Annotated in this window: 15 protein-coding genes and 1 pseudogene; 8 read left to right on the top strand and 8 right to left on the bottom strand. The window is 54.1% G+C overall.

The genetic code is table 11. The features are described from left to right. The first annotated feature begins 239 nt into the window (after positions 1-239). Entirely contained in the window at positions 240-2054 is a 1815-nt protein-coding gene (gene typA / locus HNQ92_RS00930) for a translational GTPase TypA (RefSeq protein WP_184169543.1), read from the top strand. 62 nt (positions 2055-2116) lie between these two features. Here the strand turns inward: typA and HNQ92_RS00925 are convergent, their stop codons facing one another. Then, positions 2117-2560 (bottom strand): NUDIX domain-containing protein, encoded by a 444-nt coding sequence (locus HNQ92_RS00925; RefSeq protein ID WP_184169540.1) that lies wholly within the window; start codon positions 2558-2560, stop codon positions 2117-2119. Positions 2561-2662: 102 nt separating this feature from the next. Between HNQ92_RS00925 and HNQ92_RS00920 the strand changes: the two genes are divergently transcribed. Together HNQ92_RS00920 and HNQ92_RS00915 are read left to right on the top strand one after the other, a co-directional pair. Continuing rightward, a complete protein-coding gene (locus HNQ92_RS00920) occupies positions 2663-3400 on the top strand; it encodes a ThuA domain-containing protein (RefSeq protein WP_184169538.1) in 738 nt (245 codons plus the stop codon). Positions 3401-3496: 96 nt separating this feature from the next. Next, positions 3497-4231 (top strand): ThuA domain-containing protein, encoded by a 735-nt coding sequence (locus HNQ92_RS00915; protein WP_184169536.1) that lies wholly within the window; start codon positions 3497-3499, stop codon positions 4229-4231. A 75-nt stretch (positions 4232-4306) separates the two neighbouring features. On the opposite strand, the gene lpcA is transcribed toward HNQ92_RS00915, so the two are convergent. Together lpcA and HNQ92_RS00905 are read right to left on the bottom strand one after the other, a co-directional pair. Beyond that, on the bottom strand, positions 4307-4885 hold the full coding sequence (gene lpcA / locus HNQ92_RS00910; RefSeq protein WP_184171726.1) for a D-sedoheptulose 7-phosphate isomerase: 579 nt from the start codon (positions 4883-4885) through the stop codon (positions 4307-4309). A 31-nt stretch (positions 4886-4916) separates the two neighbouring features. Beyond that, on the bottom strand, positions 4917-6686 hold the full coding sequence (locus HNQ92_RS00905; RefSeq protein ID WP_184169533.1) for a hypothetical protein: 1770 nt from the start codon (positions 6684-6686) through the stop codon (positions 4917-4919). 132 nt (positions 6687-6818) lie between these two features. On the opposite strand from HNQ92_RS00905, the gene upp reads away from it, so the two are divergent. Next, entirely contained in the window at positions 6819-7463 is a 645-nt protein-coding gene (gene upp, locus HNQ92_RS00900; RefSeq protein WP_184169530.1) for a uracil phosphoribosyltransferase, read from the top strand. A gap of 147 nt (positions 7464-7610) precedes the next feature. Next, entirely contained in the window at positions 7611-8108 is a 498-nt protein-coding gene (locus HNQ92_RS00895) for a pyridoxamine 5'-phosphate oxidase family protein (protein WP_184169527.1), read from the top strand. Positions 8109-8192: 84 nt separating this feature from the next. Here HNQ92_RS00895 and HNQ92_RS00890 read toward each other — a convergent pair whose 3' ends face one another. Beyond that, positions 8193-11234, bottom strand: a complete 3042-nt coding sequence (locus HNQ92_RS00890) for a carboxypeptidase-like regulatory domain-containing protein (protein ID WP_184169524.1) — start codon at positions 11232-11234, stop codon at positions 8193-8195. Positions 11235-11692: 458 nt separating this feature from the next. Here HNQ92_RS00890 and HNQ92_RS00885 point away from each other — a divergent pair, with 458 nt between their 5' ends. Further along, positions 11693-12760 carry a mannose-1-phosphate guanylyltransferase gene (locus tag HNQ92_RS00885; protein WP_184169521.1) on the top strand — a complete coding sequence of 356 codons (1068 nt, stop codon included), beginning with the start codon at positions 11693-11695 and terminating at the stop codon, positions 12758-12760. Between the two features lie 5 nt (positions 12761-12765). On the opposite strand, the gene thiL is transcribed toward HNQ92_RS00885, so the two are convergent. Beyond that, positions 12766-13800 carry a thiamine-phosphate kinase gene (gene thiL / locus HNQ92_RS00880; protein ID WP_184169519.1) on the bottom strand — a complete coding sequence of 345 codons (1035 nt, stop codon included), beginning with the start codon at positions 13798-13800 and terminating at the stop codon, positions 12766-12768. 85 nt (positions 13801-13885) lie between these two features. Next, a complete protein-coding gene (locus HNQ92_RS00875) occupies positions 13886-14332 on the bottom strand; it encodes a hypothetical protein (RefSeq protein WP_184169516.1) in 447 nt (148 codons plus the stop codon). Positions 14333-14524: 192 nt separating this feature from the next. On the opposite strand from HNQ92_RS00875, the gene HNQ92_RS00870 reads away from it, so the two are divergent. Beyond that, positions 14525-14767: a cytochrome b5 domain-containing protein gene (locus HNQ92_RS00870; protein WP_184169514.1), complete on the top strand. Its 243-nt coding sequence runs from the start codon at positions 14525-14527 to the stop codon at positions 14765-14767. Then, positions 14764-15606 (top strand): N-acetylglucosamine kinase, encoded by an 843-nt coding sequence (locus HNQ92_RS00865; RefSeq protein ID WP_184169512.1) that lies wholly within the window; start codon positions 14764-14766, stop codon positions 15604-15606. The genes HNQ92_RS00870 and HNQ92_RS00865 overlap by 4 nt, the downstream gene beginning before the upstream one ends. 7 nt (positions 15607-15613) lie before the next feature. On the opposite strand, the gene HNQ92_RS00860 is transcribed toward HNQ92_RS00865, so the two are convergent. Both HNQ92_RS00860 and HNQ92_RS29250 read right to left on the bottom strand, forming a co-directional pair. Further along, positions 15614-20209 carry a putative Ig domain-containing protein gene (locus HNQ92_RS00860; RefSeq protein WP_246439392.1) on the bottom strand — a complete coding sequence of 1532 codons (4596 nt, stop codon included), beginning with the start codon at positions 20207-20209 and terminating at the stop codon, positions 15614-15616. A gap of 474 nt (positions 20210-20683) precedes the next feature. Continuing rightward, positions 20684-21235: pseudogene (locus HNQ92_RS29250) on the bottom strand (beta-galactosidase); the annotation flags it as partial. Positions 21236-22305 lie beyond the last annotated feature (1070 nt).

Raw genomic sequence — 22305 nt, 5'->3', positions numbered from 1 at the left:
GCCCGCTTTTACCCCGCTTCAGAGCGCTGTTTGTTAGGGGTCTCTGTGCTTCCGGTATTTGTACTTCTCCGAGTCGAATGAACGTTTTTATCAAGATTATGATTTATTAATTGTAAAAATCTGTTATTCAGCAAAAAAGTCCGTATTTTTGCGGCTTGTTTTGGCAGGGAAGATGAATCGGTAGCGTAGTCGGGCCCCCTGTGAGCTGAAAAAATGTACACTGTTGACTTGACATAGAAATGCAATCCATTCGTAACATCGCCATTATTGCGCACGTTGACCACGGCAAAACGACCCTGGTTGACAAAATCATTCATGCTTCTAAGCTATTCCGGGACAACCAGGCCTTCGATGACCTGATTCTCGACAACAACGATCTGGAACGTGAGCGGGGCATTACCATCGTTTCCAAAAACGTATCGGTACGCTACAAAGACGTAAAAATCAACGTAATTGATACCCCAGGTCACTCTGACTTTGGCGGCGAGGTAGAGCGGGTACTTAAAATGGCCGACGGTGTATTGCTGCTCGTGGATGCCTTTGAAGGCCCAATGCCCCAGACGCGCTTCGTCCTGGGCAAGGCTATCCAGCTGGGCCTGAAGCCCATTGTGGTGGTTAATAAAGTAGATAAAGAAAACTGCCGCCCCGAAGAAGTACAGGAAGGTATCTTTGACCTGATGTTCAACCTGGGCGCTACCGAAGATCAGCTTGATTTCGTAACCGTATACGGCTCCTCCAAGCAGGGCTGGATGGGCCCCGATTGGCAGCATCCCACCACGGACATCACCTTCCTGCTGGATACCATCATCGAGCAGATCCCCCCGGCACCCATGAACCAAGGTACCGTGCAGATGCAGATCACCTCACTGGACTACAACGCCTTCGTGGGTCGGATCGCCATCGGGCGGGTACTTCGGGGTACTTTGAAAGAAGGTACTACCGTAGCCCTCTGCAAAGCACACGGCGTGATCAAAAAGGTGAAGATCAAAGAACTGAACGTTTTTGAAGGCCTGGGCAAACTCAAAGTGGCCGAAGTGTCCGCGGGCGATATCTGCGCAGTAACGGGCATCGAAGATTTTGAAATCGGAGATACCATCGCTGACGTCGAGAATCCCGAGCCCCTACCCCGGATTGCCGTGGATGAGCCGACGATGAACATGCTCTTTACGATCAATAACTCTCCGTTCTTTGGCAAAGAAGGCAAATTTGTAACGTCGCGCCACCTGCGTGACCGCCTCATGAAAGAAACGGAAAAAAACCTGGCCCTGCGCGTTGAGAGCACCGATACGGAAGATAAGTTCCTGGTGTTTGGCCGGGGTATTCTGCACTTGTCGGTCTTGATCGAAACCATGCGCCGCGAAGGCTACGAACTACAGGTAGGCCAGCCGCAAGTACTTTTCAAAGAAGACGAAAACGGACAGCGCCTCGAGCCCATCGAGACACTCGTGGTGGACGTACCCGAGGAGTCAGCCGGGAAGGTGATTGAACTCGCTACGCAGCGCAAAGGGGAGCTACTGGTGATGGAACCCAAAGGCGACCTGCAGCACCTGGAGTTCGAGATTCCGTCGCGCGGGCTCATTGGCCTCCGCTCCAATGTACTGACTGCTACGCAGGGCGAAGCCGTGATGACGCACCGGTTCAAGAGCTTTGAGCCCTTCCGGGGCAATATTCCCGGCCGTAACAGCGGCTCCATCATTTCGAAAAATACGGGTATGGCCACGGGCTATACCATTGATAAACTCCAGGATCGCGGACGCTTCTTTGTGGAGCCGGGCGAAGAAATTTACGGTGGACAGGTAGTAGGCGAGCACAACCGCCCCAACGACATCGTCGTGAACCTACAGGAAGCCAAAAAGCTGACCAACATGCGGGCTTCCGGCTCGGACGATGGCCTGCGTATTGCGCCAAAAATCAATTTCTCTTTGGAAGAATCCATGGAGTACATCCAGAAGGACGAGTACCTGGAAGTAACGCCCCAGAGTATGCGGATGCGGAAAATCTACCTTGACGAAAACGACCGCAAGCGCTACGCTTCCAAAATGGAAATGGCCTAAGGGCTATTGAAGTACCTTATTTTGAGCAAAGAGGTACCCCGCGCGGGGTACCTCTTTTTTGTTTATTCCGCTACGTAGGGCTGCGCGATGGGCCCCAGGTACAGCATCGGCAGGTTACCCTCCAGGTACCTTTGCAGGTACTTGCCTACGTGGGGGTACATGCGCCGGGTGCCCAGCTCGGCCCGAGGTACCCACACCAGCTCCAGGGCCGTGGTATGTTCGGGATCGAGGCCGGGCGTACCGCCCAGCAGACGCGCCCGGAAAATCGTGTGCAGGGTGTCTTTGGGCGAGCCGCCCAAAAGTACCTCCCCGCAAAGTACCATCTCCTGTACTTCCGTCGCTACGCCCAGCTCTTCCCGCAATTCCCGTTGCAGGGCTTCCGTCAGGCTTTCGCCCGGATCGGGATTGCCTCCCGGCAGGGCGTATACGTCCGTGCTGCCGTAGCGGTAGCGCATCGTCAGGATCTTTTCGTTCTCAATGATCAGGGCAGCGGGCCGTACTTTCATGGTTCGGGGTTAAGTTTGTCGTCTTTTTATAAAAAAACGGGGTTTTGGGCAAGTATGCAAGCCCGGTTCGCTCGCTTTGTCATTTAATTCTATTTTCATGGTATGAAATCTTTTCTAAGTACCCTTGCTATCCTGCTGGCGGGCTTCTCGTTGCTGGCCACCGCCCCCGCGCGCGACGCCATCCTGGTTTTTTCCAAAACTGCCGGTTTTCGGCACCTTTCCATCCCCGACGGCAAACGTGCGCTCCTTAAACTAGGTAAAGAAAACAACATCCGCGTTGATACCACCGAAGACGCCGCCGCCTTCACGGCCGCCAACCTGCGCCAGTACAAAGCCATTGTGTTTCTAAGTACCTCCGGCGACGTCTTCAACGACGAACAGCAGACGGCCTTTCAGGAGTACATCCGCCGGGGCGGTGGCTTTGTGGGCATTCACGGAGCCTCCACCACCGAGTACACCTGGCCCTGGTTCAATAAGCTCGTAGGGGCCTACTTCCTGGACCACCCCAAGCCGCAGCCCGCTTCCATCGACGTTTGGAACAAAGTACACCCAGCCACGCGGGTACTTCCCAACCGCTGGAACCGCTTCGACGAGTGGTACAACTACCGCGACATTCAGCCGGGCATTAAGGTACTGGCCACCATGGACGAAGGCAGCTACCAGGGCGGTAAGCACGGCCGCAACCACCCCATTGTGTGGTACCACGAGTTCGACGGCGGGCGCTCCTTCTACACGGGCTTTGGCCATACGCCGGCCTCCTACACGGAGCCGCTGTTTCTGGATCACATCCGGGAGGGAATTCTGTGGGCCATGGGCAAGAAAAAAATAGCGACCAACTAGGTACCTGGTGGCATTAGCCAAGGTACTTTTAAGTAGCAACTACCCTACTTTTTTGATAATCCATTTTTTGAATTTATTATGACCCCAAAACGACCTATGAAACGCTTCTATTTATTGCTCCTCCTGCTCGCAAGCGGCCTGGTACCCGCCGCCTGGGCCACGCCCCCCGCGCGCGATGCCATTCTGGTTTTTTCCAAAACGGCTGGCTTTCGCCACAGCTCCATTCCGGCGGGCAAAAAGGCCCTGATGGAGCTCGGGCAGGCTAACCGCTTTCGGGTAGATACCACCGAGGACGCTTCGGTATTTACCTACGATCAATTGCGTAAGTACAAAACCATCATCTTCCTGAGTACCACGGGCAACATCCTGAACGACGAGCAGCAGGCCGCCTTCGAGCAGTACATCCAGAAGGGGGGCGGCTTTGTGGGTATCCACGCCGCCGCCGATACCGAGTACGACTGGCCCTGGTACAACAAGCTGGTGGGGGCGTACTTTTTGAGTCATCCCAAGCAGCAAAACGCCGACATCGACGTTTGGAACCATTCGACGCCCGCGACCAGTTTCTTGCCCAACCGCTGGCGGCGCTACGACGAATGGTACAACTACAAAAGCATCCAGCCGGGGATCAAGGTACTGGCCACGCTCGACGAAGGCAGCTACCAGGGCGGCAAGAACGGACGCATCCACCCCATCCTGTGGTACCACGAGTTTGACGGCGGCCGGGCTTTCTACACCGGCGGCGGCCATACCGACGAGTCGTTTCAGGAGCCGCTCTTCATGAAGAACCTGCTGGAGGGCATCAAGTGGACCATGGGCCGCACCAAGTGGTAGGGTACTTGGCACCAAAAAAAGGGGTACTTGCCGCTAAGCCGGAAGTACCCCTTTTTTTGGTGTAATAAGTACCTTTTAAAGGACCATTTTCTCGATCAACAGAATAAAAATATGAATGATCTTGATGTGGATTTCCTGCACGCGGTCGGCAAAGCCCGTGTGCGGTACCCGGATCTCGACGTCGGCCATCCCGGCTAGCTCACCGCCATCCCGGCCCGACAGAATGATTACCTTCATGCCCTTGGCGCGGGCGGCTTCCACCGCTCTGATCACATTTTTTGAATTGCCGCTTGTACTGATGCCCAGCAGCACATCGCCCGCTTGTCCCAGTGCTTCCAGGTACCTTGAGAACACGTACTCGTAGCCGTAGTCGTTGCCCACGCAGCTCAGGTGGCTCACGTCCGAAATAGCCATGGCGGGCAGGGCACGGCGGTTTTCGCGGTAGCGGCCCGAGAGCTCCTCGGCAAAGTGCATGGCGTCGCAGTGGGAGCCGCCGTTGCCGCAGGAAATGATTTTATGGTTGTTCTGAATAGCCTCCACCATGAGTCGGGCGGCCTGCTCGATGGCCTCGAGGTGCTTGGGTTCACTCAAAAAGTTGTCAAGAACGCGCTGGGCTTCCCCCAGCTCCTGACTGATTGCCTGCTGAAATTCCATCATGAAAGCTTACTTTAAAAATTCGAAAAACTTAAAACGTCTGTAGACGATACGGAATATTGTAGCGAAGGGCTATTGTGGCGAGGTTGGTACTTTGGGTAATGTTTTCGCCGGGCCGGTCCTGACGCCGCCAAAGGTACCTCCCGTCGATGAAAAGATTATGCGTCAGCATGTAGGAAAGCCTTACGTCGGAGAATAACGTATGGGACGTCACACCCTGCGCAATGGTATTACCAAAGTCGCTCATGCGGGTTTCGTAGTCGGGCAAAAGGTTGCTACCCCAGTTTTCGCCGTAGCGGTCCAGGCCCTGGTTGGTCCAGCTGAGCGTATAGTAGGTGGTAAGGCGCGGGGTCATTTTATACCGCAAAATCCCCACCCACTCCCGGAAGTTGGCACCCAGGGGGTGCGCCAGCGGCTGCCGGTAATGCACGTAGTTGCGGCCGCCGTCGCGGTGGGTGTATTGGTAAGGCCGCGCCACGTTATATTCGGCCTGCAGGTCCAGGTTCGGAATACCAAAAGCGTCGATGTACTTGATACCCAGCTGGCCCGCGTACTTCTTGGTCCAGGAGCCGCTACTGCTAAAGAAGTACTTGGTCAGGAATTCGTCCAGAATAAACTGCCCGTACACCGACAGCCGCCGCCCCGCCAGCCACCGAAAATCAAAGCCCAGCAGGGCGTTGTCTTCACTACCCAGGTAGGACTCCACAAAGCGGTAAAAAATGATGGGATTGAGGTAGTTGGGATCGAAACCACCCTGCGTACTATCCCGCTTGAATACCTCGGCCTCAAATACGCCCACGTTGAGGCGGTCGGTGAGGTTGATGCTGAGGTGGTGCATGGCGGCGTACTTCTTGCTGCGCAGCATATCACGGCTGGGCGTGTCCTGGGTGTTGATCATGCTGGCCCAGAGGTTGGTATAATGAAAGCGCCCCAGGTGCGTTTCGATGCGCATAAAGAGGTAGGGGCTGCTGTTGTCCGACAGAATCATGGAGCGGTAACCACTGCCGATGAAGTTGCGGTCGTGCCCAAACTGCACGTTGATGCTCTTGAGGGGCCGGAAGGTAATGTACCCCCGCGCCGACAAGAAGTCCACGCCCGTGTTGCGAAGCGTTTTGGCCAGGCCCTCCCCCGGAAAGTTATACTGCCAGGCATAGCGCCGCACGTAATCGGCAAAAGTACCTTGGTTGTCGGATACGAAGGTGTAAAAGCCCAGCTTTTGGTTCACCATACCCCGGATCTCCACGCCCCGGCCCGTAAACCAGAGCGCGCTCGGGGTATCGTTTTCACGGCCGTAGAAGTTGTTGGTCGTGAAGTTGACGTGCAGGTCCACGTCTTCGTTATGGATGCTGTACAGATCGGCCGGGTGTGACCAGAACGTCCGATTTCGGCGGGTAGTCTCGATGGACCCCAGCCGCGAGAGCGAGGAGTAGGCGTCGGTCGAGACGCCGGTGCTGTCCAGCTGGGCGCTGTCGGCGGCAGGCGTAGGTACCTGGGGCGTACCCAGGGTCCATTCCCAGCTGTCGTTGCGGAGGTAGTTGATGGTCGCGGCGTCCACGCGCGTGAGGCGCACCCTGCCGTCGGCCAGGATGCTGTCGGTGAGTTGCACCACGGCCTTCCGCTCAAAAGGCTTCATGTTGGAATGGAAGCCCTCCGACAATTTCCCCCGCTTGATCTCCAGCCGGTCGATGAGGTGGTAGTAGTCGTCGTTGAGCGGGATGAAGGTACTTTGGGCGGAGGTACGGGAAAGGCCAAGTACCCCTAACCCCATTATAATCAAAAATTTACGTACAGATTGAGGCATGTGGGATACGATTCTTCACCTTGACTTATTGCTACTCAAAAGCGGCTCTCAAAAATTTCCCGCCGAAGAAGACGCCAAATTAGACAATCAATTTGTATTATCGTCACTGTTTGCTCCTAAAACCGTTACGACATGTTTATTCTTTGCCAAAAGCCCTCCATTGCCGATCATTTCCTGGCCGAACTACGAGACGTGAACATCCAACGCGACCGCCTGCGGTTTCGCCGGAACCTGGAGCGCGTGGGCGAGCTGCTGGCTTACGAAATATCCAAAACGCTCTCGTACCGGTCCGAGAAGGTCCAGACGCCGCTGGGTACCGCGCCGAGTGTGCGCCTGCGCCAGCCACTGGTGCTGGCTACCATCCTGCGGGCCAGTTTGCCGTTTCACCAGGGGTTTTTGTCGATGTTCGACCAGGCCGAGAATGCCTTCATCGGTGCCTACCGAGGCATTCACCTCAACGACGACGAGTTTGAGATCGAGATGGACTACATCACCAGCCCCAACCTGCACGGCAAGACGCTCATCATCATGGACCCGATGCTGGCCACGGGGCGCTCCATCGAGAAGGTGTACCACGCGCTGCTGCGCTTCGGCATTCCGGCTCAGACGCACATTGCCTCGGTCATTGCCAGCCCCGAGGGCGTGGAGTACCTGCGTACCCGGATGCCCGAGTGCAGGCTCTGGCTGGGCGCGCTCGACGAGCACCTCAACGAGCACTTCTACATCGTACCCGGCCTGGGCGACGCCGGTGACCTGGCCTTTGGGCCCAAAGAGTAGCCAGGACCAAGACTGGGTACATTTGTCAACAGGATTCATACAAAGTACCCTTACGGATAGTGGAGGTACCTTCAGACTGCCTGGCATTGTTTTGGTAAAGCATGGGTATAGAAAAAAGTAGTTACGCGAAAAAAAACGTCTATACCCATGAAGACCGAAGAAACCACTCAGCAGCTGGATAAGATTCAGGAGCTTATTGATAAAATAGAAGTAGGGATGCTGACCACCATGGAAAGCAACGGTGACCACCGCAGCCGCCCCATGCAAACGCAGAAGTTTGACGCCGACGGCTGTCTGTGGTTCTTTACCAGCCGCTCGTCGCCCAAGACCGACGAACTCATTCAGCACCCGGACGTAAACCTGAGCTACGCTGATAAAGATTCGCACTCGTACGTGTCGATCACGGGTACGGCCTCCATCGAAGACGACCCGGCGCTCAAGGAGGAGCTCTGGAACTCGGTGGCCAAAGCGTGGTTTCCGAAAGGCCTCGAAGATCCGGACCTGACGCTGCTGAAAGTGAAAATAAAAGAAGCCGAGTACTGGGACAGTACCTCGTCTAACATGGTTCAGGCCTACCATATTGCCAAAGCACTGATTACGGGTGAGCAGTACGACGAAGGCGAACACAAAAAGGTACAGGTATAGGCCATAACCTTTAGCCAAAAAGAGCGGGGGTCCATTCAAAAATGGACCCCCGCTCTTTTTGTTTCCTGAGAGGTACCTTTCGGTTTAGTTCAGGAGCTCGTCGAACGTCAGCGAAACGTAGAAGGTAGAACCTACCATGGCGCTGCCGTAGGCCTGGAAGTAGGTTTTGCCGGTGAGGTTGGTGCCCCCTACTTTCACAATGGACTTGATGGACGGGATTTTCAAACTCACCTGCGCGTCCAGGTTATTGATGGCAGGTACCCTGGTAGTACCAAACAGCGGCACCCCGGCGGTACTAGGCTGCACAAACCCGGCCTCCCACAAAAAGGCATCCTGATGACGGAAAGCCAGGTTGAAACCCAGGCGGTTGGAACTACTGATGCGCCGCCCAAACGAGAGGTTATAGCGGTACGTGGGCGTATTGAAACCCGAAAACTGCACCTCGGGCGAAGGGACGAAGTCACGAAGCTCGTTGTTGGCGATGTTGGCCCCCACGTTGAAGCTGTGCGGCAGCGCGTAGTTGAGCCCAAGGGCCCAGCCACTGGCGCGTATCTTTTCGCTGCTGTTGGTGGGCCGGGAATATACCTGGCGGGTATTGCCGCTAAGTACCCCCGTGGCTTCCGGCAGTAGTCCTGGGGCAATGGAAGCCGTGGGCTTTAATAAAATCACGTTTCCGATAAAATTGGTATACTCGCTGAAGTAGTAGTAAGCGTCCACGAAGAGTTTCCGGCCAATGAGCCCCCGGTAGCCTATTTCGTAGTTGGCCACGCGCTCGGGTTTGAATTCCTTGGGCTGGTAGGGGGTCAGCATTCCTATGGCTCCCAGCGCCGCCAGCCCCTGTACGGCCGTAGCAAGGTTTTGTTGCAAGGCGGCGGGTAGTTGAGCTTGTACACCCTGGGCAATGGCGCCTTGGATCACCTGCGGATCGTTGGGGATTTGTCCGGCAGCTACAGCGGCCTGTACCGCGCCCGTGACGGCGGCAGTTACCTGCTGGGTAATGAGCTGTGTAGCCTGCTGCTGGATGGCCTGGTTTTGGGTACCTTGGAGGACAGCATCTCCGTACTGCGCTACGTTCTCGCGGGTGTAGGCGTTGTTGAGGCCGTAGCGTTGCACAAATTCCGGCAGACCTCCAATAAGACGGGCGTTGGGTACGAGCAGGTCGATGTACTGGTTCTGGGTCGTGGGTATCCGGAAGCCCGTTTGGTACGAAAGGCGGATGTTGTGTTCACCGAAGGTCGTTACGGCCGAGACGCGGGGCGTAAACTGCCCCTTGAAGTTCTGATTCTTGTCGTAGCGGATTGAGCCGGTAAGCCGCAGGTGATTTTGCAGGAGGTTTTTGCCCGCCTGCACAAACCCGCCGTACTCCCCGATAGTGATCTTGCCGTTGCGGTCTTCCACCTGATCGGCAAACAACGTACCTGCCGACCGTAGCTCGTACAGGCGGTAGTTGGCACCGGCTAGGATTTCCACAAATTTTATTTCATTCTTGAAGTTATAAAGACCTTCGGCATGGTACAGGTTGGACTTGTCCGAAAAGGCCCCTCCGCCCTCGTTGATGGCCGTATTACGCACTCGCTCGTACAGCACGCTATAAGCCTCCGTGCCGGGTATGGGGCGTCCGGTATCGGCTACGCCGCGGGCGGCCAGGTGGGCTTGGGCCTCGGGTACACCCTGGGCGCGGGCCTGGGCAAAGGCTCCCGTATACTGTCCAAACCACTGGGAGCTGGGCTTCCAGGCTTCATTTAGAAATACCGCCGCCAGCCCCGCCGTGTAGGAGTCACCCGAGCGCTCCTGCGTGGTGTAGGCCCGCAGCGTAAAGTTGTCGCCGCGCAGCTCTAGTTTCCCTTGCGTAATGTTGAAATTTCGGAGCGCATAGCGTCCCGTACCGGTGTATACGGTAGTGCCGTAGCCGTAGTTGAGCTGCGCTACGGCCTCGATCTTGTCGTTGACGCGGTAGTGCAGCCCACCGTTAAATTTAAAACTTCGGGTGTTGTAATCCACCAGATCTCGCTCCAGGATACCCGTCCGGCTTACGTTTACGCTGGGTACCAGCCCTACGGCCGCCGCTGGTAGTAAGCCCTGAGCGGCTAAGGCCAGCGCTACCGTATTTATGTTGGCCTGGGCCTCATCGCCGTATACGTTTACGCCGTCATAGTCCAGTTTGGTACCGGCACCGCGGTTAGGATCGGCGTTTCCGCCTACGTTGAGGTTGGCGTAGTTGGTCGCTTCCCAGTCTTTGGCTTGCAGGTAGGAAAAATTAACCTTGAAGGCCAACCGATCGTTGAACGCCTTGGCATATCGTACCGACACGTCCGTAAAAGGCGTCGTGGCCTGCGCCCGGCTCGCCTCGTGCATGAGCCCACCCCGCAAGGTAGCGCTCAGGCCCTGGTACAGAAAAGGACTCTTACTGTTCATAAGTACCAGTCCGTTGATGGCGTTGGGTCCGTACAGTGCCGAAGCAGCTCCGGGCAGAATATCCACGCTCTCCACGTCCAGCTCGGGCATACCCACAATATTATCTACCGGGAAGTTGAGGCCCGGCGCGGAGTTGTCCATGCCGTCGATCATCTGCACCATCCGGGGGTTTCCGGTCGCTCCGAAGCCCCGCATGTTGATGGACTTAAAGAGCATCCCCTGGGTAGCCATGTCGATGCCTTTCAGGTTGGCCAGGCCGTCGTAGAAATTAGCCGCCGGAGTTTCCCGAATCGCCCGGATGTCCATGCGCTCCACGGCCACTGGTGACTTCATAACGCTCTCTTCTACCCTAGACGCCGACACGATAACCTCCTGGCCCATAATGGCCTGCTCGCGCAGGCTTATCTCGAAGGTACTTTGCGCAGCCGTGACGTTTATTTCCTGGGTTTCGTAGCCAACGGAAGTTACCGTCAATTGAAAAGGTGGGGGCGTAGTCGTGGTAAAGCTAAACCGCCCGTCGGCGTCGGTAATGGTACCGATCACCCGCCCTTTTACCTGCACGCTCACTCCAATGAGCGGCTCCCGCGAAGCGGCATCAAGTACTCTCCCCGTCAGGGATAGGGCCCTATCTTGGGCAAGGGCCGCGCTAGCATTGGCTACAAGCAATACTAACAACAGGTAAAATACCCGCCTGGTAGTGTATTTACGCATACGTCTCCAAAGATTTAAAGTTTATTGATGATTCATGGACGTAATTATAGCAATAACTATTATTTATATTCTATTTTTTCTTCTTATTATTTTAAAATTGCAATTTTGCTGGCGGGAATTATCCAAATAGTACAAAAGGTGGCTTTGGCAAGGTGCAAAAGACGTCGCCAGGTACTTTGAAAGGTAGTAATAGCCTATCTATTGACTCTACCATAATTTCCCGAAAGCCCCCCTGCGTGGATAACTATACGTACGCGCAATCGCGGGTAGTAAGCTGACGAAAAGCGCCTATTGCCATTTTGTCTGGGAAGCGGCTGAGCCGGGCTGGGTATGGTTATTTAAGCAACGGGCTTGCCTGAAACGAAACAAAATGGTTAGAAGAATTCTAACAACCATTAGTAAGTCAAAAACTGTAACTTTGTTTTAATCCATTTCCTTCAACTTGATCGCTAGACCTAATGAAAGATACGTACGTAGTAATTATGGCCGGGGGCGTAGGTACCCGTTTTTGGCCTTTTAGCCGCACCAGCTACCCCAAACAGTTTCATGACGTACTCGGGACGGGAAAATCCCTGCTCCAACAAACCGTGGAGCGGTTTGAAGGCATTTGTCCTTATGAGAACATCTACATTGTAACCAGCCACGAATACAAGAATTTAGTAAAACAGCAGCTACCCGCCCTGGGCCATGACCAGCTCCTGCTGGAACCCCACCGCCGCAATACGGCTCCCTGCGTGGCCTACGCCAGCTATAAGATTGCTACCCAGAATCCCAACGCGAACATCATCGTCGCTCCCGCCGATCATATCATTCTGAAAGAGGAGTTATTCCGGGACACCATCCGGATTGCCCTAGCCGCCACCCGGCAGGAAGATATCCTGGTGACGCTCGGCATCCAGCCCAGCCGTCCTGACACGGGCTACGGGTACATTCAGTACATTCCTGACAAACGTACCGTAAAAAAAGTCAAAACCTTTACCGAAAAGCCTCAGCTGGAAATGGCCATTCAGTTTCTGGAAAGTGGCGACTTCGTCTGGAACGCGGGCATTTTTGTCTGGAATGCCCAGGCCATCAGGCAGGCGGTAAAGAAACACCTGCCCGAGATCGCCGAAATTTTTGAGGAGGGCGCGCATACCTTCTTTACGGATCAGGAGACTCCTTTCATTCATAAAGCGTATTCACACTGCGGCAGTATCTCGATCGACAACGGGATCATGGAAAAAGCGGACAACGTACACGTAGTACTCAGCGACTTCGGCTGGTCGGACCTGGGTACCTGGAAATCGCTGTACGAAATCTCGACGCGTGACGAAAACGATAACGTGGTGGAAGGCAAGGTAGTACTTCAGAATACCAACAATTGCATTATCAAAACCCCCAGCGACAAGCTCGTGGTCATCAACGGCCTGGAGGGCTTCATCGTGGCCGAATACGACGGGGTACTGCTCATTTGCCGCAAAGACGAAGAGCAGAAAGTAAAAGAGCTGGTGTCTGAGGCCAAGCACCTGGACCCCAAGTACATCTAGGTACTTCAGGACGACAGCGGCGTCCAGCCCTGGGCGGTGATCGGGTGCCGGTTGCCGCCCTTCGTATGTAGTACCACGCCGTTGGCAGGCTCCGTAATGAAGCCAATCACCGAAATATTAGGACTGTTTTTGATTTTATCGTAATCGGCTTGCCGGATCGTGAACAGCAGCTCGTAGTCTTCGCCGCCGTTCATGGCAGCCGTAATGGGACCTATGTTCAGCTCGGTCGCGACGAGGTACGTCTGGTCATCGATGGGTAGGTTTTCTTCAAATACCACCGCCCCTACTTCTGACCGGCGGCACAGGTGCAGCAGATCCGACGCCAGGCCATCGGAGACATCGATCATGGCCGTAGGTACTACACCCGCTTCGTCCAGCTCATACACCACATCCATGCGGGCTTCGGGCCGGAGTTGCCGCTGAATTACGTACTCTTTTCCGTCCAGCTCAGGCTGCATCGACGGGTCGGCCAGGTACACTTGCTTTTCGCGTTCAAGTACCTGGAGGCCCAGGTAAGCCGCGCCCAAATCGCCGGACACGCACAGAAGATCACTGACCTTGGCCGAGTGCCGGTAGGCTATTTTCTCTTTTGAAACTTTACCAAATACACTGACCGAAATCAGCAAACCGGAGCGGGAAGCGGAGGTATCGCCCCCCACCAGATCCACGCGGAAATCGGTACAGGCCGCGTTGATTCCGGCGTAGAGCTCCTCGATGGCCTCCACGGAGAAGCGGTTGCTCAGGCCCAGGCTCACGGTGATTTGCCGCGGAATCCCGTTCATGGCCGCTATATCCGACACATTGACGGCCACGGCTTTATAGCCCAAGTGCTTGAGCGGGTAAAAGGCCAGATCAAAATGAACATTTTCAAGGAGCAAATCGGTGGTGAGCAACCCGTACTCCTCACCCAGATCCAGCACGGCGGCGTCGTCGCCGATGCCCGTTATGGTATCGGGCAGGGTAGTTTTGATGCCGGCGTGGAGCCGGTCAATGAGGCCAAATTCGCCCAGTTCTGCAATTTCGGTTCGTTGTTGTGCCATGATACAAAGGTAACCCAAAAATAGCAAGAAGCCACCTCGCTGGGAAGTGGCTTCTTGGGTATAAATAAAAGGATCGTTACAGCAATCAGGGGTTGCTGAGGGTATATTCATTGATGGTACCTCCCGTTTTGACACTAGCCGTAGTGCGGGTAAGTACCATGCGCGTATCGGAAAAAGAATTGATCGTAAACTCGATGGTGCCGTTGGTACCGGTGGGCTGCGGCGTCAGGTTTTTAAGAATGAGCCGGTTGTCCCCTACCAATTCCCACTGTCCGTTAAAGGTATTGTTGTCCAGCTCGCTGTAAGTGACGTTGCCTCCGGCCAAAAACGTGAGCTTGAAATTTGAGTAGCCGGGCTTGGTATTACCGGCTCCGCCCTTGGTAAATACCACGGTACTTCCTTCCTTGACGGACTCCGCCGACCAGGCTTTGGCAATGCGCTCAGACATGGGGGGAGGCGGTTTCTTGCAACCTCCAACGAGCAGGGCTGTCAACAGGACCACGCTCCAAAGGGTGGATATAGCTTTTTTCATAGCTTTGTTGGTAGATATAGGATTTGTGTAAAACTAGAAAACGAACGTTTATAAATTCTTGATATGCTGCGCGAAAACAATTCTTGTCATTACCGGTCCAATTTCTGATTTTTAAACCGTATTTTCAAATCTATGGCCAAGAAAACTACGTTTGAATTTATTCTACGGCCGTTTAACGTACTTATAAACACAATGTTTACAAAAAAATATACCCGCGTGCAGCTGGCCCTGCGGAACGGCCAGGACCGGGAGGAGATCTGGTGTGCGTACCAGGGAATCATCTACGACGTAGCGCCTTCGCGCTTGTGGCGCAACGGCAAGCACTACGAGCACTGGGCAGGCCAGGATCTGACGGAAGAACTGAGCGCGGCCCCGCACACGCACCGGGTTTTTGAGCGGTTTAAAGTAGTAGGAAAACTGGTAGACAAGCTATGATGTTGCTGGCCGACAGCGGCTCTACCAAAACGGACTGGCTGGGGTACCTTCCCCACGCCCCCCTGCTGCGCTTTCAGTCATCGGGCCTTAATCCTTTTTACCAGACCGAGGCCACGATCCTGGAGATTCTGCGGCGGGAAGTACTGCCCCAGGTACCTGCGCGCGTAGAGGTACTTTATTTCTACGGCGCTGGCTGCGCCGATGCGCGCAGCAGCCTTCCCGTTCGGCAGGCTTTGGCAAGTACCTTTCCGGCGCTCAGTACGCTGGAAGTACACAGCGATTTGCTGGCCGCCGCGCGGGCGCTTTGTGGGCACGAACCGGGGCTGGCGTGTATCCTGGGCACGGGCTCCAACAACGCCCTGTACGACGGCACCCGGATCATCCATAACATTGGCTCGCTGGGCTTCTGGCTGGGCGACGAAGGGAGCGGGGGGTACCTGGGCAAGCAGCTGGTGGTTCACTACCTGCACCAGGAACTACCCGATGAGCTTCAGGAAGCTTTTCGGGCGGCTTTTCCGGAAATAAATCGCCTGACGGTGCTGGAGCACGCCTACCGCCAACCCTTCCCCAACCGGTACTTTGCCGCGTTTTCTCCCTTTCTTGGTCAGCACCGCGAGCATGCCTTTGTGCGGGCGCTGATTGGCCGGGCTTTCGATCTTTATCTGGAAAAATACGTGCTTCGTCATCCTGACGCCGCCAGGTACCTGGTACACTTTACGGGCTCGGTGGCCTATCACTACCAGGAGCTTCTGGCGGCGGCAGTGGCCGCCAAAAACCTACGGTTGGGTACTATACAAAAAAGCCCCATGGAGGGGCTTCTTCGCTTTCATATTTCGTGATGTTGCCTTACGGCGCTTTAAGGATTCGGAGCGTCCGTTGCTTACCGGCCGAGTCGCCAACGCGCAGTAGGTAGGCTCCGGGCAGGGAGGTACTTTCGGACAAGTCGACCTGAAGTACCCTTCCTTCCTGACGCCACTGCGAATCGCGCAGCGGCAACGCCCGTCCGTCGGCCGAATAAACCGCTACCTCTTTGATGGTAGTAGATTCGTAGACATCCAGCTGGATCTGAACGCGATCCACGTACGGGTTGGGGAAGGCTTTCCAGGGCTCTGAGAGCAGCTCGGGCAGGAATTCGGCTACGCCTTCCCGCACGTTGCTATCGCCCGCCCGGATGAAGTCGAACCGGATCGTGCGGCTGGTAATGAGCGTTCCCCCCCGATAAGCCGACACCTTGATCTGATAGGTACCTATGGCGGGTTTGAAACCTTCGTTATCACCAAACAACCCGTAGGGGGTACTTTCGTCGGTAAATTTCCGTACTACGGGTCCCGCCATTTCGAAAACAATGGACGAAATAGTGGCGTTGCTGGATACGAAGATGTTGACCAAATCGGGTAAAGTACCTATGGCAATAATATCGGCGTTGGCAATGGCCCTTAATTTTTTGCGGGTTTCGGCGTTGCCTGCCTGGTACAGGTCAATGTACAGTTCGGGTCTCTCTACGCGAAGCTTAAATGATACCTCGGTTTCGGCCCCTTTATCGTCGCGGGCTTTTACTTTAAGCGTATAGGTGCCGGCGGCCGTTGGATTCCCGCCTAGCTTCGATCCGTTGGCCGTAAGGCCCGTAGGCAGGCTGGACGTATACGCGACGGAAACTACCTCGCCATCGGGATCGCGGAAGTACTCGGCGGCGTCGAAGTTGAACACCTGCCCAATCACCGCCACCAAGTCCGGAATGGGTTTGGAGAGCTCGGGAGGCAGATTCGACGCACCGACTTTCAGCACGAAGGTAGTTTCTACCCACGCCTCGGCCGCGTCGTACGCCCGTACTACTATTTTATAACTACCCGTGTCGGCCGGTACCCCGCTGATGACGTAGCCCGTTGAGCTCAGGCCGGTCGGAAGGCCCGTCGTTTCCAATCGAATGATAGGCCCGTCTGGGTCGACAAAGGTACCTTGGGAAATTTCGAAGGTAAAGGGCTTGCCCGCGGTGGCGAACTGGTCGGGTATGTCTTTGGCCACCACCGGCGGCTGGTTTTCGCGCACCACCGTGAGCTTGAAGATCACCTGCACGGAAGCACCGCTGTTGTCGGTGGCCGTGGCCACCATCTGGTACACACCCTCGGCCGTGGGGGTACCTTTCAATTCGGAGCCGGTAACTGCCAAGCCTGCTGGTGCGCCCACGAGCTGGATAGAAACTACCTCGCCGTCCGGATCGCGGAAGTACTCGGCGGCGTTGAAGCTAAAGGATTCGCCTAGCACCGCCATTAAGTCCGGAATGGGTTTGGCCAGCTCCGGCGGCAGATTCGACGCACCGACTTTCAGTACGAAGGTAGTTTCCACCCATGCCTCGGCCGCGTCGTACGCCCGTACTACTATTTTATAACTACCCGTGTCGGCCGGTACCCCGCTGATGACGTAGCCGGTGGAGTTAAGTCCCGCAGGTAGCCCCGTCGTTTCCAAACGCACCACCGCTCCGTCTGAATCCACAAAGGTACCTTGAGCGATCTCGTAAGTAAAGGGCTTGCCCGCGGTGGCAAATTGGTCGGGAATATCTTTGGCCACCACCGGCGGCTGGTTTTCACGCACCACCGTGAGCTTGAAGATCACCTGCACGGAAGCGCCGCTGTTGTCGGTGGCCGTGGCCACCATCTGGTACACACCCTCGGCCGTGGGGGTACCTTTTAATTCGGAGCCGGTAACTGCCAAGCCCGCTGGTGCACCCACGAGTTGGATGGAAGTAATTTCTCCGTCCGGATCGCGGAAGTACTCGGCAGCTTCAAAGCTGAACGCTGCACCCAGCACTGCTACCAGGTCCGGAATCGGCTTGGCCAGCTCGGGAGGTAGATTGGAAGCGCCAACTTTAATGAGGAAGCTGGTTTCCACCCAAGCATCGCCCGCGTCGTACGCCCGTACTACTATTTTATAACTACCCGTGTCAGCCGGTACCCCACTGATGACATAACCGGTGGAGCTTAGGCCGGTCGGCAGCCCCGTCGTTTCCAGCCGCACTACCGTTCCGTCTGGATCGACAAAGGTACCTTGAGCGATCTCGTAGGTGAATGATTTGCCCGCCGTTGCGAATTGGTCGGGAATGTCTTTGGCCACCACTGGCGGCTGGTTCTCGCGCACCACCGTGAGCTTGAAGATCACCTGCACGGAAGCGCCGCTGTTGTCGGTAGCCGTGGCCACCATCTGGTACACGCCTTCCGCCGTGGGGGTACCTTTCAATTCGGAGCCGGTAACTGCCAAGCCCGCTGGTGCACCCACGAGTTGGATGGAAGTAATTTCTCCGTCCGGATCGCGGAAGTACTCGGCGGCTTCAAAGCTGAACGCTTGGCCCAGCACCGCCACCAAGTCCGGAATGGGTTTGGACAGCTCGGGAGGCAGATTGGAAGCGCCAACTTTTAGTACGAAGGTAGTTTCTACCCACGCCTCGGCCGCGTCGTACGCCCGTACTACTATTTTATAACTACCCGTGTCGGCCGGTACCCCGCTGATGACGTAGCCGGTGGAGTTAAGTCCCGCAGGTAGCCCCGTCGTTTCCAAACGCACCACCGCTCCGTCTGAATCCACAAAGGTACCTTGAGCGATCTCGTAAGTAAAGGGCTTGCCCGCGGTGGCAAATTGGTCGGGTATGTCTTTGGCCACCACCGGCGGCTGGTTTTCGCGCACCACCGTGAGCTTGAAGATCACCTGCACGGAAGCACCGCTGTTGTCGGTAGCCGTGGCTACCATCTGGTACACACCTTCCGCCGTGGGGGTACCTTCTAACAGTGCTCCTTTCGAACTAAGGCCCGCCGGAGCACCTACGATGCTTATAGACTCTACCTCACCATCCGGATCGCGGAAATATTCATCAGCCTGGAAGCTGAACGTTTGACCCAATACCGCCACCAGGTCCGGAATTGGCTTGGTTAGCTCAGGAGGAAGATTAGAAGCGCCCACTTTTAGAATAAAGCTGGTTTCTACCCACGCCTCGGCCGCGTCGTACGCTTTAACGGTAATCTGGTAACTACCCGTGTCGGCGGGTACTCCGCTGATGACGTAGCCGGTGGAGCTCAGGCCCACGGGCAGCCCCGTCGTTTCTAGTCGAATGATGGGCCCGTCGGGATCGACAAAGGTACCTTGAGGAATCTCGAAGGTAAAGGGCCTGCCCGCGGTGGCAAACTGGTCGGCAATATCCTTGGCTACCACCGGCGGCTGGTTTTCGCGCACCACCGTGAGCTTGAAGATCACCTGCACGGAAGCACCGCTGTTGTCGGTGGCCGTGGCCACCATCTGGTACACACCTTCTGCCGTGGGGGTACCTTTTAATTCGGAGCCGGTAACTACCAAGCCTGCCGGAGCGCCCACGATGCTGATGGAGACGATCTTGCCATCGGGATCAAAAAATAGATCATCGGGCAGCCCGTAGCTATAAGATTTACCTAAACTCGCCGTCAGGTCGGGAATCAAGCCATTGACAACAGGAGGGAAATTATCCGTAGAAACCGAAAAGGTAAACTGCGTTTCGGCACTGGCCCCTTCGTTATCCGTAGCCTTTACTTTTACCGTAAAAATACCGCTTTTAGTGGGCGTACCCTGAATCAGCGTGCCATCTCCGGTCAGGCCATCGGGGAGTCCTGCGATAGTATACGTTTTGATCGTGCCGTCTGGATCCACAAAAGTACTGTCCGAAATACGGTACTGAAAGGGTTCGCTTACTTTGGCAAAAAGGTCGACCGGCTTTTTGTAAAGTACCGGAGGCTGGTTGCCTTCTACTTCGTCGTTCTCGATCACAAACCGAACCGCCTCCTGACCCAGCAGCGTACTACTGGTAGTACTACCCGTGTAAGCCTGGATTGTTAATAGGTAGTTTCCGCTGGGGAAGATTAACCCGCCGTTATCGCCAAACAGTCCGTAAGGAGCCCTGTCGTCGACGCTACTAATGGTGTAAGGGCCCGTTAGATTAAACGCATAGCTTCCTACCGTACCCGACTGTGGGGAAACCAGAATATTGAGCGTTTGCTGCATATCGGCACCTCGTAGGGTATCATTATCCTGAATATCCCGCAAAAACCGGCGCGTAAGGAAGTTTCCTGCCACGTACAGACTCACCCGGTGATTCACTTTTGGTTCTTCGGGGGGAGCCTGCGCTACGGTAAATTTAAAAGAAGTACTAACCGTGGCCCCGCCGTTATCGTAGGCCTTCACTGTTGCCGTAAACACACCCGCCTGCGTGGGCCTCCCCTCCAGACTCCAGCCGTTCAGTACCAGGCCGGGCGGTAAGGCTTGCGGTTCTAGGGCTACGATACTACCGTCCTCATCCTGAAACGTTTCCCGGCTTATCTCCATCTGAAACCACTGATCCACGGTACCTTGCTGATCTGGTATAGGTACTTTAACCGTCGGTGGATTATTCTCTACGACAGGATCAACGATTAGATCTTCTGTAAACAATACACTTATGGGCTTTTGTGACTTATTATATTCCTGATTCCATTTGTTCCGTACATTGTTCAATCCTACACGTAAAGCATCCGTTAGCGTATAAGTAATTTCCTGAGTGGGATTGATTTGAGGCACGGGCTGTGCTAGCCATTTGTTAGACATCTCTGTAATTATTCCTTCTGCTCGTGCCAAAGAAGTCATACTATCAAACCCAAATAGATTGACCCAATCAGCACCATGATCAAAACATTCATCAACGTGTTTTTTCCAGTCATTGGGTCCATGAGAGGTACGCGCTCCATCCACTTCATTACCAATTAATTTATTTGGTAGATTTGTTCGGAGCAAGTCGGTGGCGAATCGGTGAGGATAAGTCGGATCATCGTTTACTTTCAATCCATCTGCTTTTTTACATAAGTCCTTGAAGGCTAGGGTACCGCGGACTATGCTGATGTCGTCAAAACAGCTACCCATCTCATGCACGAAACGATAGCTTGACTCAATGGCCTTGATAGCATCAATCATTTCGTCCGAAAACTTTTTTAATGCATAGTGTCGAAATAGATACCAGTCTTTGCCAATATCATAATAGAATGCACTCCAGGGGTCCTTTCCAAAATAGGGAGGATGAATGGCGTTAAAAGAAGAATAATCCGATTTCCAAGCCTTATTTAGTTCTGCCACAGATCCATACTTCTGATTCAACCATTCTCGAAAAGCCAATCGGGAAGCTTCCGAGTAATCATAAACTTGTAGACTTTCATGTCCATTCTCCCAAAAAGAATAATGATAGCCTATTTCAGCCGTTTCGGTTGTTGCTAATGAAATACAGATGATATTCCCAGCTTGCTGTTGGGGTTGAAAATGGATTGCCACCTCTTTTACAAAATTCTTTATCTCGGCGGTTGAAGGCTTATGGTTATAGCTTGTACCTGACAAGCGAGCTTGTCTTTTCCCTTCACCGCTTATGGGTATGGCTTCTTGTGGCCACCAGCTATCTACATCATCATGCCGAGCCGTCCAGATGCGAAGCATTATTTTACACCCCAATTGGTTGGCCAATGCTACTTGCTTGTCTATCTGGCTCCAGTTCGGCTTATCTCCGCGTCGGGAATAAATCCTCTCCCAATTGACATGCAACAGAAAGGTATTAATCCCTACCTGAGCCGCTCTTTTCATTACGGGTAGATATTCGTCTCCCGAGCTGGTATTCATAATTCCCAGGCTTAGATAACGATGAAAGCTCCGGGAGTCAGTTGGTGGCTGTTCTAGATTCAGCGTGCTCAGTATCCGGTTGGCAATTGCGGCCATGCCCTTATCACCAGGGTGCATAGCAACACCCTGATCTGCAAATAAGCCATATGCCATGTTTGTGGGATCGTCAGAAAGATCCGTTAAATGGACTAAAGGAAGATTGCGTTCTGTAGCTATACTCTGAATGACAGCATTCGTCTTGGCATGATTTTTCCAAAAGCTATTAGTAAGAATAATCTTTGCCTGAGGCCTAGACACGGCATCTATAAGCCGTAAATAGCTTTGTCGAAGGTTTTGCGCATCGACATTGCTATCATTTATATTCTCACCGATTCTTAAAATAATCAGATCTGCACCATATTGTTTAGAGTCATCTAATTGGCTATAATCATATGAATTCCAGTTATTTTCAAAAGGTACTGCGTGAAAACGCCTAAAAGTAGCCTGTGGATTCTTTTTCCTGATCGCCTCCATGACCTTATTCACATAGTCATTTTCTTCACGGCTGGCTGCCATCCCCCAGTTACCGTGCCAGCCTATAGATTCTAAGGGCCCATGCTGGGTTATACTATTACCAATAAATAATACCTTATTATAGGTCTGTCCACTAGCACTTGGGCCTAGTGCTCCCAAAAAAAACAGAAGGAAAAGTGTCTTTTGCCTTCTGAGTAAACGCATTACATGTAACTGTTTCATTTAAGTTGAGTAAAGTTTCCGTTCCAGTGATTGTGCTTTTTTCTGTTTGGATGATGAAGATTTCTCAAGAAATACCTTAATAGACTAAAAACCAGTACTATTGATGCACACCAATAGCTAGTTTTTGAAGGCTTAAGATATATTTGGATGGATAT

Origin of the sequence: Rhabdobacter roseus (assembly GCF_014202275.1) — a bacterium.
Classification (GTDB): Bacteria; Bacteroidota; Bacteroidia; order Cytophagales; family Spirosomataceae; genus Rhabdobacter; species Rhabdobacter roseus.
The sequence above is the reverse complement of the archived record's forward strand: the minus strand, read 5'-3'. Positions and strand labels throughout refer to the sequence as shown.

Excerpts from the sequence above, each read along its gene's own strand:
- HNQ92_RS00870 (WP_184169514.1), top strand. The coding sequence starts at position 14,525 with ATGTTTACAAAAAAATATACCCGCGTGCAGCTGGCCCTGCGGAACGGC.
- HNQ92_RS00915 (WP_184169536.1), top strand. The coding sequence starts at position 3,497 with ATGAAACGCTTCTATTTATTGCTCCTCCTGCTCGCAAGCGGCCTGGTA.
- HNQ92_RS00920 (WP_184169538.1), top strand. The coding sequence starts at position 2,663 with ATGAAATCTTTTCTAAGTACCCTTGCTATCCTGCTGGCGGGCTTCTCG.
- upp (WP_184169530.1), top strand. The coding sequence starts at position 6,819 with ATGTTTATTCTTTGCCAAAAGCCCTCCATTGCCGATCATTTCCTGGCC.
- lpcA (WP_184171726.1), bottom strand. The coding sequence starts at position 4,885 with ATGGAATTTCAGCAGGCAATCAGTCAGGAGCTGGGGGAAGCCCAGCGC.
- HNQ92_RS00865 (WP_184169512.1), top strand. The coding sequence starts at position 14,764 with ATGATGTTGCTGGCCGACAGCGGCTCTACCAAAACGGACTGGCTGGGG.
- thiL (WP_184169519.1), bottom strand. The coding sequence starts at position 13,800 with ATGGCACAACAACGAACCGAAATTGCAGAACTGGGCGAATTTGGCCTC.
- HNQ92_RS00885 (WP_184169521.1), top strand. The coding sequence starts at position 11,693 with ATGAAAGATACGTACGTAGTAATTATGGCCGGGGGCGTAGGTACCCGT.
- HNQ92_RS00875 (WP_184169516.1), bottom strand. The coding sequence starts at position 14,332 with ATGAAAAAAGCTATATCCACCCTTTGGAGCGTGGTCCTGTTGACAGCC.
- HNQ92_RS00895 (WP_184169527.1), top strand. The coding sequence starts at position 7,611 with ATGAAGACCGAAGAAACCACTCAGCAGCTGGATAAGATTCAGGAGCTT.
- HNQ92_RS00905 (WP_184169533.1), bottom strand. The coding sequence starts at position 6,686 with ATGCCTCAATCTGTACGTAAATTTTTGATTATAATGGGGTTAGGGGTA.
- typA (WP_184169543.1), top strand. The coding sequence starts at position 240 with ATGCAATCCATTCGTAACATCGCCATTATTGCGCACGTTGACCACGGC.
- HNQ92_RS00890 (WP_184169524.1), bottom strand. The coding sequence starts at position 11,234 with ATGCGTAAATACACTACCAGGCGGGTATTTTACCTGTTGTTAGTATTG.
- HNQ92_RS00925 (WP_184169540.1), bottom strand. The coding sequence starts at position 2,560 with ATGAAAGTACGGCCCGCTGCCCTGATCATTGAGAACGAAAAGATCCTG.